We start from the raw sequence: 20,757 nt of genomic DNA, 5'->3' as shown, positions 1-20,757 counted from the left end.
TCAAGCCTTCCCGATTGGATCGATCGAATGACTGACACCCGCAACGGCGAGGACTCCGGCAAACTGCTCTATTGCTCTTTTTGCGGCAAAAGCCAGCATGAAGTACGCAAGTTGATTGCCGGACCCTCGGTATTTATCTGCGACGAGTGCGTCGACCTGTGCAATGACATCATCCGCGAGGAGGTGCAGGAAGCCCAGGCCGAGAGCAGCGCGCAAAAGCTGCCTGCGCCCAAGGAAATCAGCGGCATCCTCGACCAGTACGTCATTGGTCAGGAACGTGCCAAGAAAATCCTGGCCGTGGCTGTATACAACCACTACAAGCGGCTCAATCAGCGCGACAAGAAGGAAGAAGTCGAACTGGGCAAGAGCAACATTCTACTTATCGGGCCGACGGGCTCGGGTAAGACGTTGCTGGCCGAGACATTGGCCCGGTTGCTGAACGTGCCCTTCACCATCGCAGACGCGACCACGCTTACCGAAGCTGGTTACGTAGGCGAAGATGTCGAGAACATCATCCAGAAGCTGTTGCAGAAGTGCGATTACGATGTCGAAAAGGCCCAGATGGGTATCGTCTACATCGACGAGATCGACAAGATTTCGCGCAAGTCCGATAACCCATCGATCACCCGAGACGTATCGGGGGAGGGCGTGCAGCAGGCACTGCTCAAGCTCATCGAAGGTACGGTTGCTTCGGTGCCCCCGCAGGGTGGGCGAAAGCATCCTCAGCAGGAATTCCTGCAGGTCGACACGCGAAATATCCTGTTCATCTGCGGCGGTGCGTTTGCCGGTCTTGAGAAGGTGATACAGGGGCGCTCGGCCAAGGGCGGTATCGGCTTCAATGCCGAGGTCCGGAGTCAGGATCCCGGCAAGAAGATTGGTGAGTCGCTCCGTGCAGTCGAGCCGGACGACCTGGTCAAGTTCGGTCTGATTCCGGAGTTCGTCGGGCGATTGCCAGTCATCGCCACGCTGGACGAGCTGGACGAGGCTGCGTTGATCCAGATTCTGACGGAGCCGAAGAACGCGCTGACCAAGCAGTATGCCAAGCTGTTCGAGCTGGAAGGTGTGGATCTGGAGTTCCGTACCGATGCACTGAAAGCAGTGGCCACTCGTGCACTGGAGCGCAAGACCGGCGCGCGTGGCCTGCGTTCGATCCTCGAGGGTGTTCTGTTGGATACCATGTATGAGATCCCTTCCCAGAAGGATGTCAGCAAGGTGGTCATCGATGAGAGCGTTATCGAAGGAACGTCTCAGCCGCTGCTGATATACGAAAATAGCGAGCCGCCTGCGAAGGCTGCGCCAGACGCGTAAAAGAACAAGGGGCCTCCGGGCCCCTTTGCTTTTCCGCTGAATCCTTGTTTTTTACGTTGCGTGCCCCCATCTTGATTGCCAGGGTGTTTCCCGTTTACCGCCGTATGGCCGTCGTAGAGCTGAATTTATGAAGACAACCATCGAATTGCCCCTTTTGCCGCTGCGCGATGTCGTGGTTTACCCGCACATGGTAATTCCGCTGTTCGTTGGCCGTGAGAAGTCCATCGAGGCCCTTGAATCGGCCATGGCTGGTGACAAGCAGATACTGCTCCTGGCCCAGAAGAACCCGGCTGACGACGATCCGTCTGAAGAGGCCTTGTATCGTGTTGGAACGGTCGCGACCGTGCTGCAGTTGCTCAAATTGCCGGATGGCACCGTCAAGGTGCTCGTTGAGGGCGAGCAGCGGGGCATCATCGATCACTTCTTCGAGGTGGAGGACCATTGCCGTGCGCAAGTCTCGCTGATCGAGGAGTCAGACATCGAGGAGCGCGAGTCGGAGGTCCTGACCCGGAGCTTGCTGAGCCAGTTCGAGCAATATGTCCAGCTGGGCAAGAAGGTCCCTTCCGAAGTGCTCTCGTCGCTTGCAAGCATCGATGAGCCTGCGCGCCTGGTGGATACCATGGCTGCGCATATGGCGCTCAAGATCGAACAGAAGCAGGCAATCCTCGAGATCATTGACTTGCCCGCTCGGGTCGAACACGTGCTCGCCTTGCTGGACGCCGAAATCGATCTACTGCAGGTGGAAAAGCGCATTCGTGGCCGCGTGAAGAAGCAGATGGAGCGCAGCCAGCGTGAGTACTATCTGAATGAGCAGATGAAGGCCATCCAGAAAGAGCTCGGCGATATCGACGAAGGCCACAACGAAGTCGATGAGCTGAAAAAGCGCATCGAGAACGCCGGCTTGAGCAAGGATGCGCACGCCAAAGCGACAGCCGAGCTGAACAAGCTCAAGCAGATGTCACCGATGTCGGCAGAAGCTACCGTCGTGCGGACTTATATCGATTGGCTGGTAAATGTGCCCTGGAAGGCCGCCAGCAAGGTGCGCCTGGACCTGGCCAAGGCTGAAGAGGTGCTAGACGCCGATCACTACGGCCTGGACGAAGTGAAAGACCGCATCCTGGAATATCTCGCGGTCCAGAAACGCGTGAAGAAGCTCAAGGGCCCGGTCTTGTGCCTGGTTGGCCCGCCGGGTGTGGGCAAAACGTCGCTGGCGGAATCCATCGCGCGCTCGACCAACCGCAAGTTCGTTCGGATGGCGCTGGGTGGCGTGCGGGACGAAGCCGAGATTCGCGGCCATCGACGCACCTACATCGGCTCGATGCCGGGTCGTTTGATCCAGAAGATGAGCAAGGTGGGCGTGCGTAACCCATTGTTCCTGCTCGACGAGATCGACAAGATGGGCAATGACATGCGTGGCGATCCGGCGTCGGCATTGCTGGAAGTGCTCGATCCCGAGCAGAACCACAATTTCAACGACCATTACCTCGAAGTCGACTATGACCTGTCGGACGTGATGTTCCTCTGTACTGCCAACTCGATGAACATCCCGGCCCCGTTGCTCGACCGCATGGAGATCATCCGTCTGCCCGGCTACACCGAGGACGAGAAGATCAACATTGCGATTCGCTACCTGGTGCCCAAGCAGATCAAGGCCAACGGACTCAAAAAGACCGAGCTGCTGTTCGACGAAGAAGCGATCCGCGACATCATCCGTTACTACACCCGTGAAGCGGGCGTTCGCAGCCTGGAACGGCAGATCGCGAAGGTTTGCCGGAAAGTGGTCAAGGAGCATGCCGCGGAAAAGAGCTTCGAGGTGAAGGTCACCGCCGATTCGCTCGAGCACTTCCTGGGCGTACGCAAGTTCCGCTACGGGCTGGCGGAACAACAGGACCAGGTGGGCCAGGTAACCGGTTTGGCCTGGACCCAGGTTGGTGGCGAACTCCTGACCATCGAGGCGGCAGTGGTTCCCGGCAAAGGACGCCTGACCAAGACCGGTTCGTTGGGCGATGTGATGGGTGAGTCGATCACTGCTGCGCTTACGGTCGTCCGTAGCCGTGCCAAGAGTCTGGGTGTCCCGGTGGACTTCCACGAGAGGCAGGACATCCACATTCACGTGCCGGAGGGTGCGACACCCAAGGACGGCCCGAGCGCGGGCATTGGGATGTGTACGGCGCTCGTCTCGGCGCTGACGCAAATTCCGGTGCGCGCCGAGGTGGCGATGACCGGGGAGATAACCCTGCGTGGTCAGGTATTGGCCATTGGCGGCCTGAAAGAGAAGTTACTGGCGGCGCATCGCGGGGGGATCAAGACGGTGATCATTCCCGAAGAAAACCAACGTGATCTGAAGGAGATTCCTGAGAATATTAAGCAGGACCTGCAGATTAAACCGGTGAAGTGGATTGACGAAGTCCTCCAAATTGCGCTGCAATACGCGCCGGAGCCCTTGCCCGATGCGGCTCCCGATATTGTTGCAAAGGACGACAAGCGCGAGACTGATTCCAAGGAGCGAATCAGCACGCATTAGTCTGAAAGGCTTTGTTGACACATTTTCGATGGGCTTGCTATAAGCCGGCCCTCTGTGTTGCTGCTATTTCAGCACCGCTTTGCTTACACCCAAAAATTAAAGTACGACTCAACAGAAATAAGGGGACTTAGAGTGAACAAGTCGGAACTGATCGATGCCATCGCTGCATCTGCTGATATCCCGAAAGCTGTTGCTGGCCGCGCGCTGGATGCAGTGATCGAATCCGTCACTGGCGCTCTGAAGGCTGGTGATTCCGTGGTGCTGGTTGGTTTCGGTACTTTCGCTGTCAAGGAACGCGCTGCTCGCACCGGCCGTAACCCGCAGACTGGCAAGCCGATCAACATCGCTGCGGCCAAGATCCCGGGTTTCAAAGCTGGCAAGGCTCTGAAAGACGCTGTTAACTAAGCGTTTTCGATCCGGCCAGTTGTCAGTTAGCGCTGGCCCTGGCTTGGAGCGGGTGTTCGAACAGGACTACCTGTCGCGTTAGGGCTTGGGGGATAAGGCCCGACCGCTCCAAAAGCTCCGAGAAGGCGCATCCCTGGATGCGCCTTTCTTTTATCCGGTTTCCACCCGTGCTGCAGTGATCATTGCGCAGCTGACTCCTGGGGGACGCATGCTTCAGAACATCAGGGACAATTCACAAGGCTGGATTGCCAAAACCATCATCGGCATCATCGTCATGCTGCTGGCGTTGACAGGCTTCGATGCCATCTTCAACGCGGCGAGCAACAGTCGAAACGCGGCCGAGGTCAATGGCGAGGACATCTCGCTGAACGAGCTCAACCAGGCAATGAACATGCAACGTCGGCAGTTGGCTCAGCAGCTGGGCGGTGACTTCGACCCCTCGCTGCTGGACGACAAGCTGGTGCGTGAGTCATCCCTGCGCGCACTGATCGACCGCACATTGTTGTTGCAGGGCGCACGAGATGCCGATTTCGCGTTCTCTGAAGCGGCGCTTGATCAACTGATTCTGCAGACGCCGGAATTCACCGTAGACGGCACGTTCAATGCGGCACGGTTCGATCAGGTCATCCAGCAGATGGGTTACACCAGGCTCCAGTTTCGTCAGTTGCTAAAGCAGGAGATGCTGATTGGGCAGCTGCGTGCGGGCATTTCCGGTTCTGGTTTCGTCACCGATAAGCAGATCGAGGCGTTCGCTCGTCTGGAACAGCAAACCCGCGACTTCGCGACGATAACCGTGCCTGCGAACACGACCGCTGTCGAGGTAAGCGATGACGAGGCGCGCGAATTCTACGAGCAGAACACCGATCGTTTTCGCTCACCGGAGCAGGTTGTTCTCGAGTACGTCGAGCTGAACAAGGAGTCGTTCTTCGATCAGGTCGAGGTGTCGGATGAGGCGATCCAGGACCTCTACAAGCAGCGCATCGCCAACCTGGCAGAGCAGCGCCGTGCCGCGCATATTCTGATCGAGGCCAGCGACGCCGACGCCAAGGCAAAAATCGAGCAGGTCGCCAAGCGATTGGCTGCGGGCGAGGATTTCGCAGCGCTGGCCAAGGAAGTCTCCGAGGATCCGGGCTCGGCCAATGAAGGAGGCGATCTCGGATTTGCCGGGCCAGGTGTCTATGACCCCGCGTTCGAAAAGGCCTTGTATGCGCTCGACAAAGGCCAGGTATCAGCACCGGTACGGTCCGAGTTTGGCTGGCACCTCATCAAACTGTTGGACGTGCAATCGCCCGAGGTCCCGTCGCTTGAGAGCATGAAGCCCGAGCTGGTGCGTGAGCTCAAGGCGCAGCAGGTGGAACAGCGCTTTGTCGAGGCGAGCAAACAGCTGGAGGACACTGCGTTCGAATCATCCGACCTTGCCCAGCCGGCCCAGGAGCTGGGTCTGACCGTTCAGACCAGCGAGCCTTTCGGTCGGGAGGGTGGTGCAGGCGTTGCGGCCAATAGGCAGGTCATCCAGGCCGCGTTTAGCGATGAAGTGCTGATCGATGGTGCCAATAGCAGTGTCATCGAGCTGGACCCTGATACGGTCGTCGTGGTGCGAGCAAAGGAACATCTTCAGCCCGAAGTGCTGGCCTTCGATGCGGTGAAAAGCGACATCGTCGCTCAGTTGCAGCGCAGCAAAGCCGCTGATCAGGCGAAAGAAGCGGGGGAGCAGCTGATCAGTACGCTCCGCGATGGCGGGCAGGTCGATAAGCAATGGCAGTCGGTCGAAGCCGCTTCGCGCAATCAGGAAGGTGTCGAGCCCGTAGTGCTGCAGCAAGTGTTTCGGATGCCGAAGCCGACTTCGAACGACAAGCCCACATACGGCAGTGTCCGTCTCGCTGATGGTGACTACGTAGTGATTCGCCTGAGTGGGGTTAGTGAGCCCACAACCGAACTCTCGGCTGAAGATAAGCAGAACTACCGTCGGTTCCTGGCGTCGCGCAGTGGTCAGCAGGACTTTGCCGCCTACAGGGAGATGCTGCACGCCGAGGCGAAGATCGAAACGTATTGATTAGCCGATAGCTGGCACAAAAAAACCCGCATCTCGATGCGGGTTTTTTATTACTGCCGGATCAGTCTTCCATCGCGCCCATGGCGGTGGTGTTGAAGCCGCCGTCGACATAAAGAATCTCACCGCTGATACCTGATGCCAGGTCGGAGCAGAGAAACGCGCCGGCATTGCCGACTTCTTCGATGGTGACATTGCGGCGCAGCGGGGTCTGCTTCTCGTTGGCCGCCAGCATTTTGCGGAAGCTCTTGATTCCAGACGCCGCCAGGGTGCGGATAGGGCCGGCGGATACCGCGTTGACACGCGTGCCTTCTGGGCCAAGGCTGACTGCGAGGTAGCGAACGCCGGCCTCGAGGCTGGCTTTGGCCATGCCCATCACGTTGTAGTTCGGCATGGTGCGCTCGGCACCGAGATAGGAAAGCGTCAGGATGCTGCCGTTACGGCCTTTCATCATCGGCCGGCCGGCCTTCGCCAGCGCAACCAGGCTGTAGGCACTGATGTCATGGGCGATACGGAAGCCTTCACGCGTAGTGACGTCTGTGAAGTCGCCGTCCAGCTGGTCGCCCGGGGCGAATCCCACCGAGTGGACGATACCGTCCAGGCCGTCCCATTTCTTGCCCAGCTCTTCGAAGACCTTGCCAATTTCGTCGTCGCTGGCTACGTCGCACGGAAAGCACAGCTCAGGGCCCGAGCCCCAACTTGCCGCGAACTCTTCAACGCGGCCCTTGAGCTTCTCGTTCTGATAGGTGAAAGCCAGTTCGGCGCCCTCACGGTGCATGGCCGCGGCGATGCCGGAGGCGATCGACAGTTTGCTGGCGACGCCGACGATCAATACGCGCTTACCGGTAAGAAAACCCATGTGCTTGTCCCTCTTCTGGTTGTTCATCAGTCGCCGGGACCATAAAGGCCGATTCCAGCAACTGCTGTGTGTACGGATGTTGCGGGGCGGCAAAGATGGTCTCTGCCAACCCTTGTTCAACGACCTTGCCTTGCTTGATCACCATCATCTGGTGGCTCAGTGCCCGCACCACCGCCAGGTCATGGCTGATGAACAGGTAGGTCAGGTTGTACTTGGCCTGTAGCGAGCGTAGTAGCTCCACCACTTGCCGCTGTACGGTTCGATCCAGTGCCGAGGTTGGTTCATCAAGCAGGATCAGGTCCGGCTTGAGAGCCAGCGCTCTGGCGATTGCAATCCGTTGGCGTTGCCCACCGGAAAACTCGTGCGGGTAACGGTGGCGGCTTTCAGGGTCGAGCCCTACCTCGACCAGCGCATCGATGATGGCCTGCGCTTGCTCTTCGGCCGTACCCATCCCATGGATGCTTAGCCCCTCGCCGACGATCTGACCGATCGACATCCTGGGGCTGAGGCTGCCAAAGGGGTCTTGGAAGACCACCTGCATCTGGCGTCGTAGCGGACGTACCGCCCGTTGCGACATGTTCTCCAAGGCCTGGTCACGAAAGCGAATCTCGCCACTGCTCGATAACAGCCGCAGAATCGCCAACCCCAGTGTCGATTTACCCGATCCGCTTTCGCCGACTATGCCCAGCGTCTGACCTTTCGGTAGTTCGAAGGTAACGCCATCAACCGCTTTGATGTGATCGACGGTATGCCTGAACAGCCCTTTCTTGATCGGAAACCAGACTCGCAGATCCTTCACTTCGAGCAGCGTTGGCGACGCTGGCTCCGCCGCTACCGGCCGACCGTCAGGTTCGGCTGCGAGCAGCTCCCGGGTGTACGGATGCTGCGGTGCTCGGAACAACTCCTTGCAAGGTGCTTGTTCGACGACGCGACCGCTCTGCATGACACATACATGATGCGCAATTCGGCGAACGAGGTTCAGGTCGTGGCTGATCAGCAGCAGGGCCATACCCAGGCGTGCCTGTAACTCTTTGAGCAGCTCCAGGATTTTCAGCTGTACCGTGACGTCGAGCGCGGTGGTCGGCTCGTCGGCGATGAGCAGTTCCGGTTCGTTGGCCAGCGCCATGGCGATCACCACGCGCTGGCGCTGGCCGCCCGAGAGTTCATGGGGATAGGCGCGAATGCGCTTGGCGGGCTCGGGTATTCCGACCAGTTCGAGCAACTCCAGCGTGCGTGCTGTGGCCGCTTTGCCGTTGAGCCCCTTGTGGATCTGCAGCACTTCGTTGATCTGCTTGCCGATCGTATGCAGCGGGTTTAGCGAAGTCATGGGCTCCTGGAACACCATCGCGATCCGGTCGCCCCGTATGCTGCGCATGCGCTTCTCGGACGCCTTGAGCAGGTCCTTGCCGGCGTAGATGATTTCTCCAGCCGGATTTTGCGCGAGCGGGTAGGGCAGTAGGCGCAGGATCGAGTGAGCCGTGACCGATTTGCCGGAGCCGCTTTCCCCGACCAGTGCCAGGGTCTCGCCTTTGCGAATATCGAAGCTCACCCCCTCGACGACTCGCTTGGCCTGCCCGCCGTTAACGAACTCGACGGCCAGATCGCGCACTTCTATCAGGTTCTCAGCCATGCTATTTCCTTGGGTCGAAGGCATCGCGAGCAGCCTCGCCGATGAACACCAGCAGAGTCAGCATGAGGGCCAGAACCATAAAGGCGCTGATGCCCAGCCATGGTGCCTGCAGGTTCGACTTGCCTTGCGCCACCAACTCACCCAGCGAGGGCGCGCCGGGCGGCAAACCGAACCCCAGAAAATCCAGTGCGGTCAGCGTACCGATCGCCCCGGTGAGGATGAACGGTATGAAGGTCATGGTCGAAACCATCGCGTTGGGCAGAATATGACGGAACATGATCGCGCCGTTGCGCATGCCCAGCGCGCGCGCTGCACGTACGTACTCGAGGTTGCGACCGCGCAGAAACTCGGCGCGCACCACATCGACAAGGCTCATCCAGGAAAACAGCAGCATGATGCCGAGCAACCACCAGAAGTTGGGCTGAACGAAGCTGGCGAGAATGATGAGCAGGTAGAGCACGGGTAGCCCCGACCAGATCTCCAGCACCCGCTGACCCACGAGGTCGACCCAGCCGCCGTAGAAACCCTGTAGCGCACCGGCAATGACGCCGATAACGGAACTGATCAGGGTGAGCGTCAGCGCGAACAGTACGGAGATGCGAAATCCGTAAATGATTCGCGCGAGTACATCCCGCCCCTGATCATCGGTGCCCAGCCAGTTGGTCAAGGACGGTGGAGCGGGCGCCGGCACCTGCAGGTCGTAATTGATGCTCGAATGATGAAAGGGGATCGGCGGCCAGATCATCCAGCCGTCCTTCTTTTTGATCAGCTCCTGGATATAGGGGCCCTTGTAGTCTGCCTGGAGCGGGAACTCGCCGCCGAACACGGTCTCTGGATAGCGCTTGAACACAGGGAAGTACCAACCCCCATCGAAGCGCACCACGATTGGCTTGTCGTTCGCGATCAGCTCCGCGCCCAGGCTGAGGATGAATAACGTAAGGAAGATCCACAGCGACCACCAGCCGCGCTTGTGGGCCTTGAAAAGGGCGAAGCGGCGCTGATTCAGCGGCGACAGCATCTCAGGCCTCCCTGCTTTCGAAGTCGATGCGCGGATCGACGAGGGTATAGGTCAGGTCGCCGATCAGCTTGACCACCAGGCCAAGCAGCGTGAACAGGAAGAGGGTGCCGAACACGACCGGATAATCACGGTTGACGGCTGCCTCGAAGCTGAGCAAGCCGAGGCCGTCCAGCGAGAAGATCACCTCAATGACCAGCGAGCCGGTAAAGAACATCCCGATGAATGCCGACGGAAAGCCGGCGATGATGATCAGCATGGCGTTACGAAACACGTGGCCGTAGAGCACACGATTCTTGCTCAACCCTTTTGCGCGCGCCGTGATCACGTACTGCTTGCTGATCTCGTCGAGAAAACTGTTCTTCGTCAACAGTGTCAGGGTGGCGAAGTTACCGATCACCAGTGCGGTGATCGGTAATGCCAGATGCCAGAAATAATCGATTATCTTCCCGCCCAGCGTCAGCTCGTCGAAGTTTGCGGAGGTCAGCCCGCGCAGGGGGAACCAGTTCCAGTAGCTGCCGCCGGCGAACAGCACGATAAGCAGGATGGCGAAGAGAAACGCCGGTATCGCATAGCCGACGATGATGGCCGAACTGGTCCAGACGTCGAACGCGCTGCCATGGCGGTTGGCCTTAGCGATGCCCAGCGGAATCGAGGCCAGGTACATGATCAGCGTGCTCCACAATCCCAGCGAGATGGATACCGGCATCTTTTCCATGATGAGGTCGGTGACCGAGGCATCGCGGAAGAAGCTCTCGCCGAAATCCAGGCGCAGGTAGTTGCTGAGCATGATCCAGAAGCGCTCGGGTGCCGGCTTGTCAAAGCCGTACAGCCGTTCGATTTCGGCGATCAGGTCCGGGTCGAGGCCTTGCGCGCCTCGGTAGCTATTGCTGCCGGTGGCGACTTCCGAGCCGCCGCCGGCGATGCGGCTGGTGGCTCCGCCGTCGAAACCTTCAAGCTTGGCGATTGCCTGCTCGACCGGCCCGCCAGGCGCAGCCTGGATGATGATGAAGTTGATCAGCAGGATGCCGAACAGTGTCGGGATGATCAGCAGCAGGCGGCGGAAAATATAAGCGAGCATATTTAGCGCTGCGCCTCCGAAGTACCGCTCTCGAGGGCGGCAGGTGCGTCTGGCTCATCGGCAGCTGGCGCTGGAGCCGGCCTTTTCACATCGGGCTTCTTCCACCAGGTCATGAGGCCGATATCGTACGCGGGGGTGGTCTGCGGATGCGCCAGGTGATTCCAGTACGCAACACGCCAGGTCTTGATGTGCCAGTTCGGGATGACGTAATGGCCCCAGAGCAGCACCCTGTCCAGAGCGCGGGTGCGGGTGATCAGCTCTTCGCGCGAATCGGCAGCGATGAGCTTTTCCACCAGCGTATCGATGGCGGGGTCCTTGAGGCCGATGAAATTCCGACTTCCGGGGTTATCGGCGCTCGCTGAGTGCCAGTACTCGCGCTGCTCGTTGCCCGGCGAATTGGACTGGCCGAACCCGCTGACGATCATGTCGTAGTCGCGCGAGCGAAGCCGGTTGATGTACTGCGAGACGTCGACTCGGCGGATTTCCAGATCGATGCCCAGGCCGGCAAGGTTGCGCTTGTACGGCAGCAGCACGCGCTCGAAATCGGCCTGGACGAGGAGAAACTCGAACTTCACCGGCTTGCCGTTGGCGTCGACCATGCGATCGTTCTCGATTTTCCACCCTGCTTCGGTGAGCAGTTCATACGCTCTGCGCTGCTGCTCGCGAATCTTGCCGTCGGCGTTGGTGTGGGGCAGCTTGAATGGCTTTTCGAACACTTCGTCGGGGATCTGACCACGCAGTGGTTCGAGCAGCTTCAGTTCGCCCTCGCTTGGCAGGCCGGAGGCGGCCAGTTCGGAATTGTCGAAGTAACTGACGGTACGGGTGTAGGCGCCATTGAACAGCTGGCGATTGGTCCATTCGAAATCGAACAGCAGTGCCAGGGCTTCGCGCACCCTGGGATCCTGCAAGTGCTTCTTGCGGGTATTGAAGACGAACCCCTGCATGCCTTGCGGATTCAGGTTGGGGATTTCCTCCTTGATGATGCGTCCGTCCTTGACCGCATCGACGTCGTAGGCGCTGGCCCAGTTCTTCGCGCTGGTTTCCAGCCAGTAGTCGAACTGCCCCGCCTTGAACGCCTGCAGTGCCACGTTGTTGTCACGGTAGTAGTCGAAGCGTATGCGGTTGAAATTATAGAAGCCCCGGTTGACCGGAAGGTCCTTACCCCAGTAATCCTCGACTCGGGCATATTGGATCGTGCGGCCGGGCTCGACCCGCTCGATGCGATACGGGCCGCTGCCCAGCGGAGGCTCCATGCTGCCCGCGCCGAAATCGCGGTCGGCCCACCAGTGCTTTGGCAGTACCGGGAGCTGACCCAGAATCAGCGGCAGCTCCCGGTTGCCGGCGTGCTTGAAGTCGAAGCGCACCTGGCGGGGCCCCTCGATGACGGCCTTTTCCACATCGGCGTAGTAGCCCCGATAGTGCGGGGCGCCCTTCGCCAGCAAGGTTTCGAAGGTGAAGACGACATCTTCGGCTTTGACCGGTTCGCCATCGTGAAAGCGCGCCTCGGGGCGCAGGTAGAAGCGAACCCACTGATTGTTGGGTCCCTTCTCGATGCGTTCGGCCAGCAGGCCGTAAACCGTGAAGGGCTCGTCGAGGCTCTGGGCCGTCAACGTGTCATAGATGAGGCCGACATCGTCAGCAGCGACACCTTTGTTGATGAACGGATTGAGCGAATCGAAGCTGCCGAAGCCGGCCTCACGCAAGGTTCCGCCCTTCGGGGCATCCGGATTGGCATAGTCGAAATGGGTGAAGTCCGCGGGGTACTTGGGTTTCTCGTCGTACAGCGTCAGTGCGTGTTGCGCCGCTGCATGGACCGTGCCCGAGACAAGCAGGACGACGAAGGCAGCGGCGTGCAGGAGCGGCAGTCGTGCGGGTACTGTCATTGAGTTTTCTCCAAATCCTTCAACCACCAGGCGCGCAACCCCAACGTATAAGGCGGGGTCGTCAAGTGGGCGAACCGATTGCGATATGCCAGGCGGTGGTAACCGATGTACCAGTTGGGAATGGTGTAGTGGTTCCAGAGCAATACGCGGTCGATGGCGCGTGCTGCGGCAATCTGCTCTTCGCGTGTGCTGGCAGCAAGCAGTTTTTCCAGCAACTGGTCGACGATCGGATTGGCGATGCCTGCGTAGTTGCGGCCGCCTTTGGTGCTGACCTGGCTTGAATGGAAGTACAGCCATTGCTCCAAGCCCGGGCTCAGGCTCTGGGACAGCGTGGTCAGGATCATGTCGTAATCGTACCGATCGAGGCGTTGCTTGTACTGGGCGCCGTCGACGGTGCGCAGACGGGCCTGAATGCCCACCCGGGCGAGACTCTCCGCATAGGGTTGCAGGATGCGCTCGAGACCTGGATTGACCAGCAGAATCTCGAACTGAAAGGGCCGGCCGGTTTTGTCGCGAAGGCCGTCCGACTTCAGCTTCCAACCGGCTTGCTCGAACAGTTCCAGCGCCTTACGCAAGGTGCGGCGCGGGATGCCGCGTCCATTCGTCTTCGGTAGCTGGAACGGCTCACTGAACAGCTCAGCCGGCAATTGCTCGCGAAACGGCGATAGCAGCAGCCACTCGCCTCCTTCGGGCGTGCCTGTAGCGGCGAAATCGCTGTTGGGGTAGTAGCTTTCGCTGCGCTGATAGGCGCCGTAGAACAGCGCGCGGTTGGTCCATTGGAAATCGAACAGCATCCCCAGCGCCTGACGAACACGCTTGTCGGCGAAGCTCGGGCGCCGTGTGTTCATGAATAGCGCCTGCGTCTGGGTGGGAATCTGGTGGGGTATTTCGGCACGGATCACATCGCCGCGCAGCACTGCGGGGAATTGATAGCCGTTGGCCCAGTTCTTCGCCTGGTGCTCTATGTAAAAATCGAACTCGCCCACCTTGAAGGCTTCGAAGGCAACGGTCGTGTCGCGGTAGAACTCGACCTCGACACGATTGAAGTTGTACTTGCCCCGGTTGACCGCGAGATCCGCCCCCCACCAGTTCTTGACCCGCTCGAAGGTCAGCCGGCGGCCCGGTTGAACCTCGCTGATGCGGTACGGACCGCTGCCAAGTGGCGGCTCGAAGGTCGTCGCACGAAAATCGCGGTCTTTCCAGTAGTGTTGTGGCAGGACCGGCAGTTCACCCAGGCGCATGATCAGCAGTGGCTGGCCGGGTTTGTCGAAGACGAAACGAATCCGGTGGCGGTTGAGGATGTCGACCCGCTCGACGCCTTTCAGATCGGTGCGGTAGCGTGGGTGGCCCTCTTTGACCAGCAGACGGTATGAGAAGGCCACGTCATAGGCGGTGATTGGATGGCCATCGTGGAAGCGAGCCGAATCGCGCAGGTTGAACACGACCCAACTCTGGTCTTCGTTGTATTCGATGCTCTCGGCAATGAGGCCGTAGGCCGAAGCCGGTTCGTCGCCTGACGGGTCGTAGACGCCGGTGCCGACCATCAGCGGCTCGTTAAGCTCACTGATTCCGTACTGCAGAAACCCCGGGGTCGCTGTCGGGCTGGTGCCCTTGAAAGTGTAGGGGTTGAGCGTGTCGAATGTTCCGGAGGCCATTAATTGCACGCGACCACCCTTGGGCGCATCGGGATTCACCCAGTCGAAGTGGGTGAAATCCTGCGCATACTTGAGGGCGCCGAACTGCGCATAACCGTGGCTCTCGCTGATGGTCGCGAAAGACGGAGCGCTCAAGCTCAGGCAGGTCAACACTGTCAGGATGGGTCGCAGCAAATTGTGAATCCAATCCATGGCGCTTTAGGTCTTCTCGGCGGGGTACAGTAACAGCTTGTATCCGCTGGAAAAAGGCCGGCTATCTGAGGCAAACTGCCTTTCCATTCCGCCGCTTGACCATCGTCTGAGGTCGCAGAATTTGAGTGATCGTTGCTACGGCCTGCAGGCGTGGATTGACCGCCTGAACCAATCCGAGTTGCCAGCGCTGGCAGCCGTCGTACAGGACTTGCAACGTCTTACGGAGCAGGAACATGCGTCCGTTCAACAGTTGGCCGATGTTCTGCTGCGCGACGCCGCGTTGACCTCCAAGGTGCTTCGGGTCGGCAACAGCAGCTATTACAACCCATCGCAGGAAACCATCAAGACCATTTCCCGCGCCATCGTCATGATCGGCTTCGATAATGTGCGCCTGATCAGCTTGTCGGTCAGTCTGATCGATGGGCTGCTCGATCGGGCGCCGCGTCAACAGCTGCAGGAGCTGCTGGCGCGCTCGTTCCATGCGGCAGTGCAGGCGCGCAACATCGCCGGCTATGTACTGACTCGACACGAAGAGGAAGTCTTCATCGCGGCGCTGCTTCACGAGGTGGGTGAACTCGCCTTCTGGGGTTGTGGCGGCGAGCAGGCCGATGAACTGGGCGAGGCGCTGGCGGCAAGCGGTGCCGATCATGACAAGGCGGTGGAGGACGTGCTCGGCACCAGTTTCCGCCAACTCAATCTCGGTTTGATCAAGAGCTGGAATATCGGCGAGCTCGCGAGTTTCGCTCACGGCTCGAGCAATCTGCGCGATCCTGCCGTACGCGCTGTCAATCTCGGTGTGCGCATCGGCGCTGCGGCGCTCGATGGGTGGGGTTGTGCGCAGATGGAGGGCTTGGTCAAGGAGTTGGCCGAGTTCAGCGGTATCTCCGAAACCGACGCCATGCAGCAGGTTCTGGCCAGTGCGGACGAAGCGGTCAACGTGGCGACGACGTTCGGTGCCAGCCGGCTTGGCAAGCTCATTCCGTCAACCGACCCCGAACAGGTCGAGTTGCAACAGGCGCAGCGTCAGGCGACGCAGCTGCGGCCCGATCTGCTAGTGATGCAGCAGGCGATGCAGGACCTCGGCATGATGGCCGTCAGCCGTGGCGAAGTCGGCCTGATTCTCGACGCAATGCTCAAAGGCCTCCATCAGGGGGCTGGTCTCGAGCGCGTCATGCTGACCGTGCTTGCAGATCAGCAGCGTTCATTTCGCGCTAAACGTGTCGCCGGCGAGCAGACCGAACCCTGGCTGGAGAACTTCGTTCTGCCGGTCGATCCAAACGGCCAGGCACATATATTCAGCTATGTACTGCGCCAACGGCAGGCGCTGTGGATGGGCGTTCCGGCGAGCTATAACCTCGACGAACTGATGACACTGCCGCTTCGCCAGCAGTTGGGCAAAGGCATGTTTTTCATCGCGCCACTGATGGCCGGGACACGGGAGATCGGCGTGCTGTATGCCGACAACCGCATATCTGGGCGGGCGCTGAAACACGAGCAGTTCGTCGCTTTTCAGCGCTTTACCCAGCTGGCGGGGCGCTGCCTCGATACCCTCGCAAGCGGCCGGCGCGATTGAGCGAGCCGCTTCAGCGGGCGATGTATAGCGTGAGGGTTTGGCCGGGCTTGAGCATCGCGCTGTCGCGAGGGTTCCAGGTCTTCAGGTTGTGAATCTGGACGTTGAAGCGTCTGGCGATCTGGTACAGCGAATCACCTTTCTTGACCTTGTAATAGGTCGGTGCCGGTTTGGCTTGTCGATTGCTGCCGGCGCTTTGCAGAAACAGCGCCTGGCCCACCTTCAAGGAACTGCCGGACAGGTTGTTCCAGCGTTGCAGGTCGCGGACGGATACCTTCTGTGCCTTGGCGATATCCCAGAGACTGTCACCCGGACGCACTCGGTAGCTGCGGGGTGCCGGCTGACTTCTGGCAACCGCATGCAGCAGCTCGCGTGAAGGATTCGAACCCGCCGAGTGCGGAATGCTAAGCACCTGCCCGATCTGCAACTGGTCGCTTCGAAGGCGATTGATGTCCCGGATGATGTTGACCGAAAGCCCGTGCCTGTTGGCGATCACGCCAAGGGTATCGCCTGGGCGGACCTTGTATTGCTGCCAATCGACCAGATCCTGCGGTTTCATCAGGGCCAGGTTGGCCGCGAACATCTCGGCTTTGGCGCTCGGTACCAGCAGATGCTGCGGGCCGTCCAGCGTGACGCGGCGAGTGAATGCCGGGTTCAGCTGGTACATCTCGTCCTCATCGAGATCGGCCATCTGCGCGGCTCGGGCCAGATCCATCCGCTGCTTGAGCGCTACGACTTCGAAGTAGGGCTCGTTGGCGATAGGGTCCAGTGCGAGACCATAGGCTTCGGGATTCTGCACCATCTGCGAAAGCGCGAGCAGCTTGGGCACGTAGTCACGCGTCTCGCTGGGCAGGGACAGGTTCCAGTAGTCGGTGGGCAGGCCTAGTCGCTGATTGCGCTCGATGGCCCGGCTGACGGTCCCTTCGCCAGCGTTGTAGGCCGCCAGGGCCAACAGCCAGTCATCGTTGAACAGACCATGCAGATAGCTCAGGTAGCGCAACGCAGCGGTGGTGGAGGCGGTGATGTCGCGTCTGCCATCGTACCAACTGGTCTGTTGCAGATTGAAATGCCGCCCGGTCGAGGGTATGAACTGCCATAGCCCGACGGCTTGGGCTGGCGAATAGGCAAAGGGGTTGTAGGCGCTTTCGATGATCGGGAGCAGCGCCAGCTCGAGCGGCATGTTGCGCTCTTCCAGTTGCTCGACGATGTAGTGGATATAGGGGCTGCCCCGCTCGCTGGCGATTTCTATCGATTTGGGCCGGCTGGAGAAGAGCAGCCGCTGTTGTTCGATGCGAGGGTTGCTGTCGAGATATTCCTGAAGCTGAAAACCGTGCCTGATGCGATCCCAGACATCGGAATAGACCGGGCTGATCGGGTCTTTCTCAGTGAGCCACAGGGTTTCTTGTGGCAGCACCGCAGGCGCCTTGGCCTCGCTGCCTGCCGGTGTGCGCGGAGCGGTGCTTTGGCAGCCCGTGATGGCGAGACAGATCGCCAGCGCCAGGGCCCGGCCGGAGGCTGCCAAGGCGTCCGGATGAGGGCAGTTCGAGGAGTCAGACGGCATTGGCTGAAGGGGTCCCTGGCGCAAAATTCGAGGGAGTGTAGGAATGCCGTTCTGGTGGGTCAACCCGGCGCTGCGGTTTTTGAAGACGGGTCGACCTTCGTCAGAAGCTGTCTTTCCATGCGCGCAGTGCCGCGAACACGTTTTCGGGCGTGTCGAGCTGGCGCCCTGCATGGCGGCTGGCCGCTGCCGCTACCGCGCCTTCAGCGCTACGCAAGAAGGGGTTGGTGGCGTGCTCGATGCGCAGCTCGGAAGGCAGGGTAATGCGCTTCGCGTCACGCAGGCGGATGACCTGTTCGAGGCGTTCGCCGATCTCCGGATTGTCCGGCTCCACCGCCTGGGCAAAGCGCAGGTTGCTCAGTGTGTATTCGTGCGTGCAATAGATGCGTGTATTCGCCGGCAAGGCTGCCAACCGCTGCAGTGAGCTGAACATCTGCGTGGCGGTCCCTTCGAAGAGACGCCCGCAACCGGCTGCGAACAGCGTGTCGCCGCTCAAGAGTAGCGGCTCTTTAGGATCGTCGTGGTAGTAGGCGATGTGGCCGCTGGTGTGCCCGGGCACTTCGATCACCTCGAACCGGTGGCCGAGCACCTCGATGCTCTGGCCGTCGGTCAGCGCGTTGTCCCTGCCCGGGATGGTTTCCTCAGCTGGGCCATGGACCTTGGCGCCGTGCCGTTCCTTGAGTTGCAGCACGCCGCCGACGTGATCATGGTGGTGATGGGTAATCAGGATGTCGGTCAGGCGCCAATCGCGGTGGGCATCCAGCCATGCCTGAACCGGGCCCGCATCGCCCGGATCCACAGCCACGCAAGTGCGCTGTTCAGGGTCCTGGAGCAGCCATATGTAGTTGTCGGTAAAGGCGGGGAGAGCGTCTATCTTCAACATGGGCACCGGTCGCCAAGTCAACTGTAAAAGCGCATCCTAGCAGCCAGGATGGTTAAAGTTGAACCGGCCGATGGCTTCTGTCGGAGCGGCGAACCGATGAGCGGAGGCTAGCCATGAGTGGATCTTGTACCAAGCCGGATGAACGTTGGCTGACGCTGATGAACGAAACCAGTGCCTGGTTCGATAGTCCGGCCGGCCAACAATTGCTCGATCAGGAGCGACGCGTGATCGGCCAGGAGTTGTCGCGTTGTTTCGGCAGTTATCTGGTGCATTACGGCCCTTTCGCTAATGCCGCGATCGAGCCGCAGAAAATCAAGCGCAGTGTGCGGTTGGGGCCACCGCTCGCTGGTGTCGAGATCGTGTGTGAGGAGCAGTCATGGCCGATTGGCGAACACGCCGCCGACGTCGTGGTGGTTCAGCATGGCCTCGATTTCAGCCTCTCGCCTCACGCCCTGTTGCGCGAAGCAGCCCGTAGCGTCAGGCCGGGCGGGCATCTGCTGATTGTCGGAGTCAATCCCTGGAGCGTCTGGGGAGCATCACGCTTGCTCTCCCGAAGAGCGTTGCGCCACGCACGGTGCATTCGTCCCACACGTGTGGGGGATTGGTTGAACCTGCTCGGATTCGCACTGGAGAAACGCCGGTTCGGGTGCTATTGTCCGCCGCTTTCTTCGGGCCAGTGGCAGGCGCGATTGTCGCCGCTGGAAATCGCTGGCGAGCAGATGAAACTCCCGACCGGTGGTTTCTATCTGCTGGTGGCGCGAAAGTTGATGGTAGGCCTGCGCCCGCTGAGGCAAAGCCGCCGTGAACGCATGGGGCAACTGCTGCCGATGCCGGTAGCCAAGGTCAGTCGCCGCGATGCCGAACAGTAGCAGGCAGATAATCGTTCATGAGTGATGAAACAGTCGAGATCTATACCGATGGTGCCTGCAAGGGCAATCCCGGCCCCGGCGGCTGGGGTGCGCTTCTGGTCTACAAGGGCGTGGAGCGCGAGCTGTGGGGCGGCGAAGCTGAGACGACCAACAACCGGATGGAGCTGATGGCGGCGATCCGCGCATTGGAAGAATTGAAGAGGCCCTGCCAGGTCAGGCTGGTCACCGACTCCCAGTACGTCATGCAGGGCATCAACGACTGGATGCCCAACTGGAAGAAGCGCGGCTGGAAGACAGCCGCCAAGCAGCCGGTGAAGAACGCTGACCTGTGGCGCCAGCTCGACGAGCAGGTCAATCGCCATCAGGTGAGCTGGCAGTGGGTGCGTGGCCATACCGGGCATCCCGGAAACGAACGCGCCGATATCCTGGCCAATCGCGGCGTAGTACAGGCCAAACGACAAACCGCTTGAGTGATATGAAATATGCGTAGCGTAGTGCTGTTCCACCCAGTGCGCATCACTGTAAACGTGCGCTGAGCCCCCTCTTTTGATCTCTACTCCTCTAAAAATGCGGGTTTAAGGCTGGTGTTTTGGTGGATCAGTTTCTTTCGTTAAGAGCTGGCAGGGGAAAATGTAAACCGTGCGCCTCTAATTGGGCCCATCGTTTACATTTTGGATTTGGGGGGCGACCCCCAGTGTTTCAGATACTCATCGCCATTAGGTCATGATGCATAGGCAAGGTAAAAGCCTCAATGCTTTTTGCGCCTGAGGCTCACCTGGGCCTAGGTTTGAGGTCTTACAGGGACGGTCTCAGGCTGGGGTTTTCAGTTTTCTACCTGTGTCGATCTGACTGCGGCGGTTTTAGATCCTGCCTTGGGTTTTAATTCAACGTGCACCAAGGTTGCTTTGATGGACATCTAACTCAGCTTGGATCTGCGAAAGTAACGCCTGCGCATCAAGCGAGGGGTCCTTTCTCAGGTAGGCGAGAAGAAGGAGTGTTGCGGGATGAAGGGTCAAAATTCCTGCGATTTGCTCCACCTTATCTAGTGATGCTTTCCACTTCCCTCGCTCAAGCGCACTGATATAGCTCTGGCTTGGGCCAAGGCCCTCCTGTGGCAGCCCGCGCGATTGCCGAATGTCTTTCATTACCAATCCAAGTGCTTTGTTCAGTTCCACTTTGCACTCTCGCAAAGGGAACGATGAAGCCTTCTTGGTGATAATTCGGCTATGCTATATATAGCTTAATTTCGAGTATCCACAGATGTTTACTACCTAT

Annotated in this window: 16 protein-coding genes; 7 read left to right on the top strand and 9 right to left on the bottom strand. The window is 59.6% G+C overall.

Translation table 11 applies throughout. The annotated features are described in order from the left end of the window. Positions 1-27 precede the first annotated feature (27 nt). The 4 genes from clpX (at position 28) to KCX70_RS12805 (ending at position 6,290) form a co-directional block, all read left to right on the top strand. Complete coding sequence (gene clpX, locus KCX70_RS12820) at positions 28-1,308, top strand: ATP-dependent Clp protease ATP-binding subunit ClpX (protein ID WP_021208964.1); 1,281 nt, start codon at positions 28-30, stop codon at positions 1,306-1,308. 127 nt (positions 1,309-1,435) lie between these two features. Next, the gene (gene lon, locus KCX70_RS12815) at positions 1,436-3,832 is read left to right on the top strand and encodes an endopeptidase La (RefSeq protein ID WP_021208963.1); all 2,397 of its coding nucleotides are present in this window, start codon (positions 1,436-1,438) and stop codon (positions 3,830-3,832) included. 132 nt (positions 3,833-3,964) lie between these two features. Then, on the top strand, positions 3,965-4,237 hold the full coding sequence (gene hupB / locus KCX70_RS12810; RefSeq protein WP_003282502.1) for a nucleoid-associated protein HU-beta: 273 nt from the start codon (positions 3,965-3,967) through the stop codon (positions 4,235-4,237). A 208-nt stretch (positions 4,238-4,445) separates the two neighbouring features. After that, a complete protein-coding gene (locus tag KCX70_RS12805; RefSeq protein ID WP_212617780.1) occupies positions 4,446-6,290 on the top strand; it encodes a SurA N-terminal domain-containing protein in 1,845 nt (614 codons plus the stop codon). A gap of 61 nt (positions 6,291-6,351) precedes the next feature. Here the strand turns inward: KCX70_RS12805 and fabI are convergent, their stop codons facing one another. From fabI to KCX70_RS12775, 6 genes are read right to left on the bottom strand one after another with little or no spacing between them, the layout of a single operon-like run. After that, positions 6,352-7,146 (bottom strand): enoyl-ACP reductase FabI, encoded by a 795-nt coding sequence (gene fabI, locus KCX70_RS12800; RefSeq protein WP_212617779.1) that lies wholly within the window; start codon positions 7,144-7,146, stop codon positions 6,352-6,354. Next, a complete protein-coding gene (locus KCX70_RS12795) occupies positions 7,127-8,776 on the bottom strand; it encodes an ABC transporter ATP-binding protein (protein WP_212617778.1) in 1,650 nt (549 codons plus the stop codon). The genes fabI and KCX70_RS12795 overlap by 20 nt, the downstream gene beginning before the upstream one ends. 1 nt (position 8,777) lies before the next feature. After that, positions 8,778-9,794 (bottom strand): ABC transporter permease, encoded by a 1,017-nt coding sequence (locus KCX70_RS12790; RefSeq protein WP_021208959.1) that lies wholly within the window; start codon positions 9,792-9,794, stop codon positions 8,778-8,780. 1 nt (position 9,795) lies between these two features. Next, the gene (locus KCX70_RS12785) at positions 9,796-10,872 is read right to left on the bottom strand and encodes a microcin C ABC transporter permease YejB (protein WP_021208958.1); all 1,077 of its coding nucleotides are present in this window, start codon (positions 10,870-10,872) and stop codon (positions 9,796-9,798) included. Between the two features lie 2 nt (positions 10,873-10,874). Then, positions 10,875-12,755: an extracellular solute-binding protein gene (locus tag KCX70_RS12780; protein WP_212617777.1), complete on the bottom strand. Its 1,881-nt coding sequence runs from the start codon at positions 12,753-12,755 to the stop codon at positions 10,875-10,877. Beyond that, positions 12,752-14,602, bottom strand: coding sequence for an extracellular solute-binding protein (locus KCX70_RS12775; RefSeq protein ID WP_392602247.1), 1,851 nt, complete (start codon positions 14,600-14,602; stop codon positions 12,752-12,754). The genes KCX70_RS12780 and KCX70_RS12775 overlap by 4 nt, the downstream gene beginning before the upstream one ends. A 121-nt stretch (positions 14,603-14,723) precedes the next feature. On the opposite strand from KCX70_RS12775, the gene KCX70_RS12770 reads away from it, so the two are divergent. Beyond that, positions 14,724-16,175: an HDOD domain-containing protein gene (locus KCX70_RS12770; RefSeq protein WP_249121643.1), complete on the top strand. Its 1,452-nt coding sequence runs from the start codon at positions 14,724-14,726 to the stop codon at positions 16,173-16,175. A 10-nt stretch (positions 16,176-16,185) separates the two neighbouring features. Here KCX70_RS12770 and KCX70_RS12765 read toward each other — a convergent pair whose 3' ends face one another. Further along, complete coding sequence (locus tag KCX70_RS12765; RefSeq protein WP_080656864.1) at positions 16,186-17,733, bottom strand: LysM peptidoglycan-binding domain-containing protein; 1,548 nt, start codon at positions 17,731-17,733, stop codon at positions 16,186-16,188. A gap of 100 nt (positions 17,734-17,833) precedes the next feature. Beyond that, positions 17,834-18,613 (bottom strand): hydroxyacylglutathione hydrolase, encoded by a 780-nt coding sequence (gloB, locus tag KCX70_RS12760; protein WP_212617776.1) that lies wholly within the window; start codon positions 18,611-18,613, stop codon positions 17,834-17,836. Between the two features lie 113 nt (positions 18,614-18,726). Here gloB and KCX70_RS12755 point away from each other — a divergent pair, with 113 nt between their 5' ends. Further along, positions 18,727-19,482: a class I SAM-dependent methyltransferase gene (locus KCX70_RS12755; RefSeq protein ID WP_212617775.1), complete on the top strand. Its 756-nt coding sequence runs from the start codon at positions 18,727-18,729 to the stop codon at positions 19,480-19,482. Positions 19,483-19,499: 17 nt separating this feature from the next. Continuing rightward, positions 19,500-19,952: a ribonuclease HI gene (gene rnhA / locus KCX70_RS12750; RefSeq protein WP_021208951.1), complete on the top strand. Its 453-nt coding sequence runs from the start codon at positions 19,500-19,502 to the stop codon at positions 19,950-19,952. A gap of 414 nt (positions 19,953-20,366) precedes the next feature. Here rnhA and KCX70_RS12745 read toward each other — a convergent pair whose 3' ends face one another. Beyond that, positions 20,367-20,657 carry a helix-turn-helix domain-containing protein gene (locus KCX70_RS12745; RefSeq protein WP_036998697.1) on the bottom strand — a complete coding sequence of 97 codons (291 nt, stop codon included), beginning with the start codon at positions 20,655-20,657 and terminating at the stop codon, positions 20,367-20,369. Positions 20,658-20,757: the final 100 nt, after the last annotated feature.

The organism is Stutzerimonas stutzeri (assembly GCF_018138085.1).
Lineage (GTDB): Bacteria > Pseudomonadota > Gammaproteobacteria > Pseudomonadales > Pseudomonadaceae > Stutzerimonas > Stutzerimonas stutzeri_AI.
Note: the sequence above shows the minus strand (reverse complement) of the source record. Positions and strands in the feature narration are given on the sequence as shown.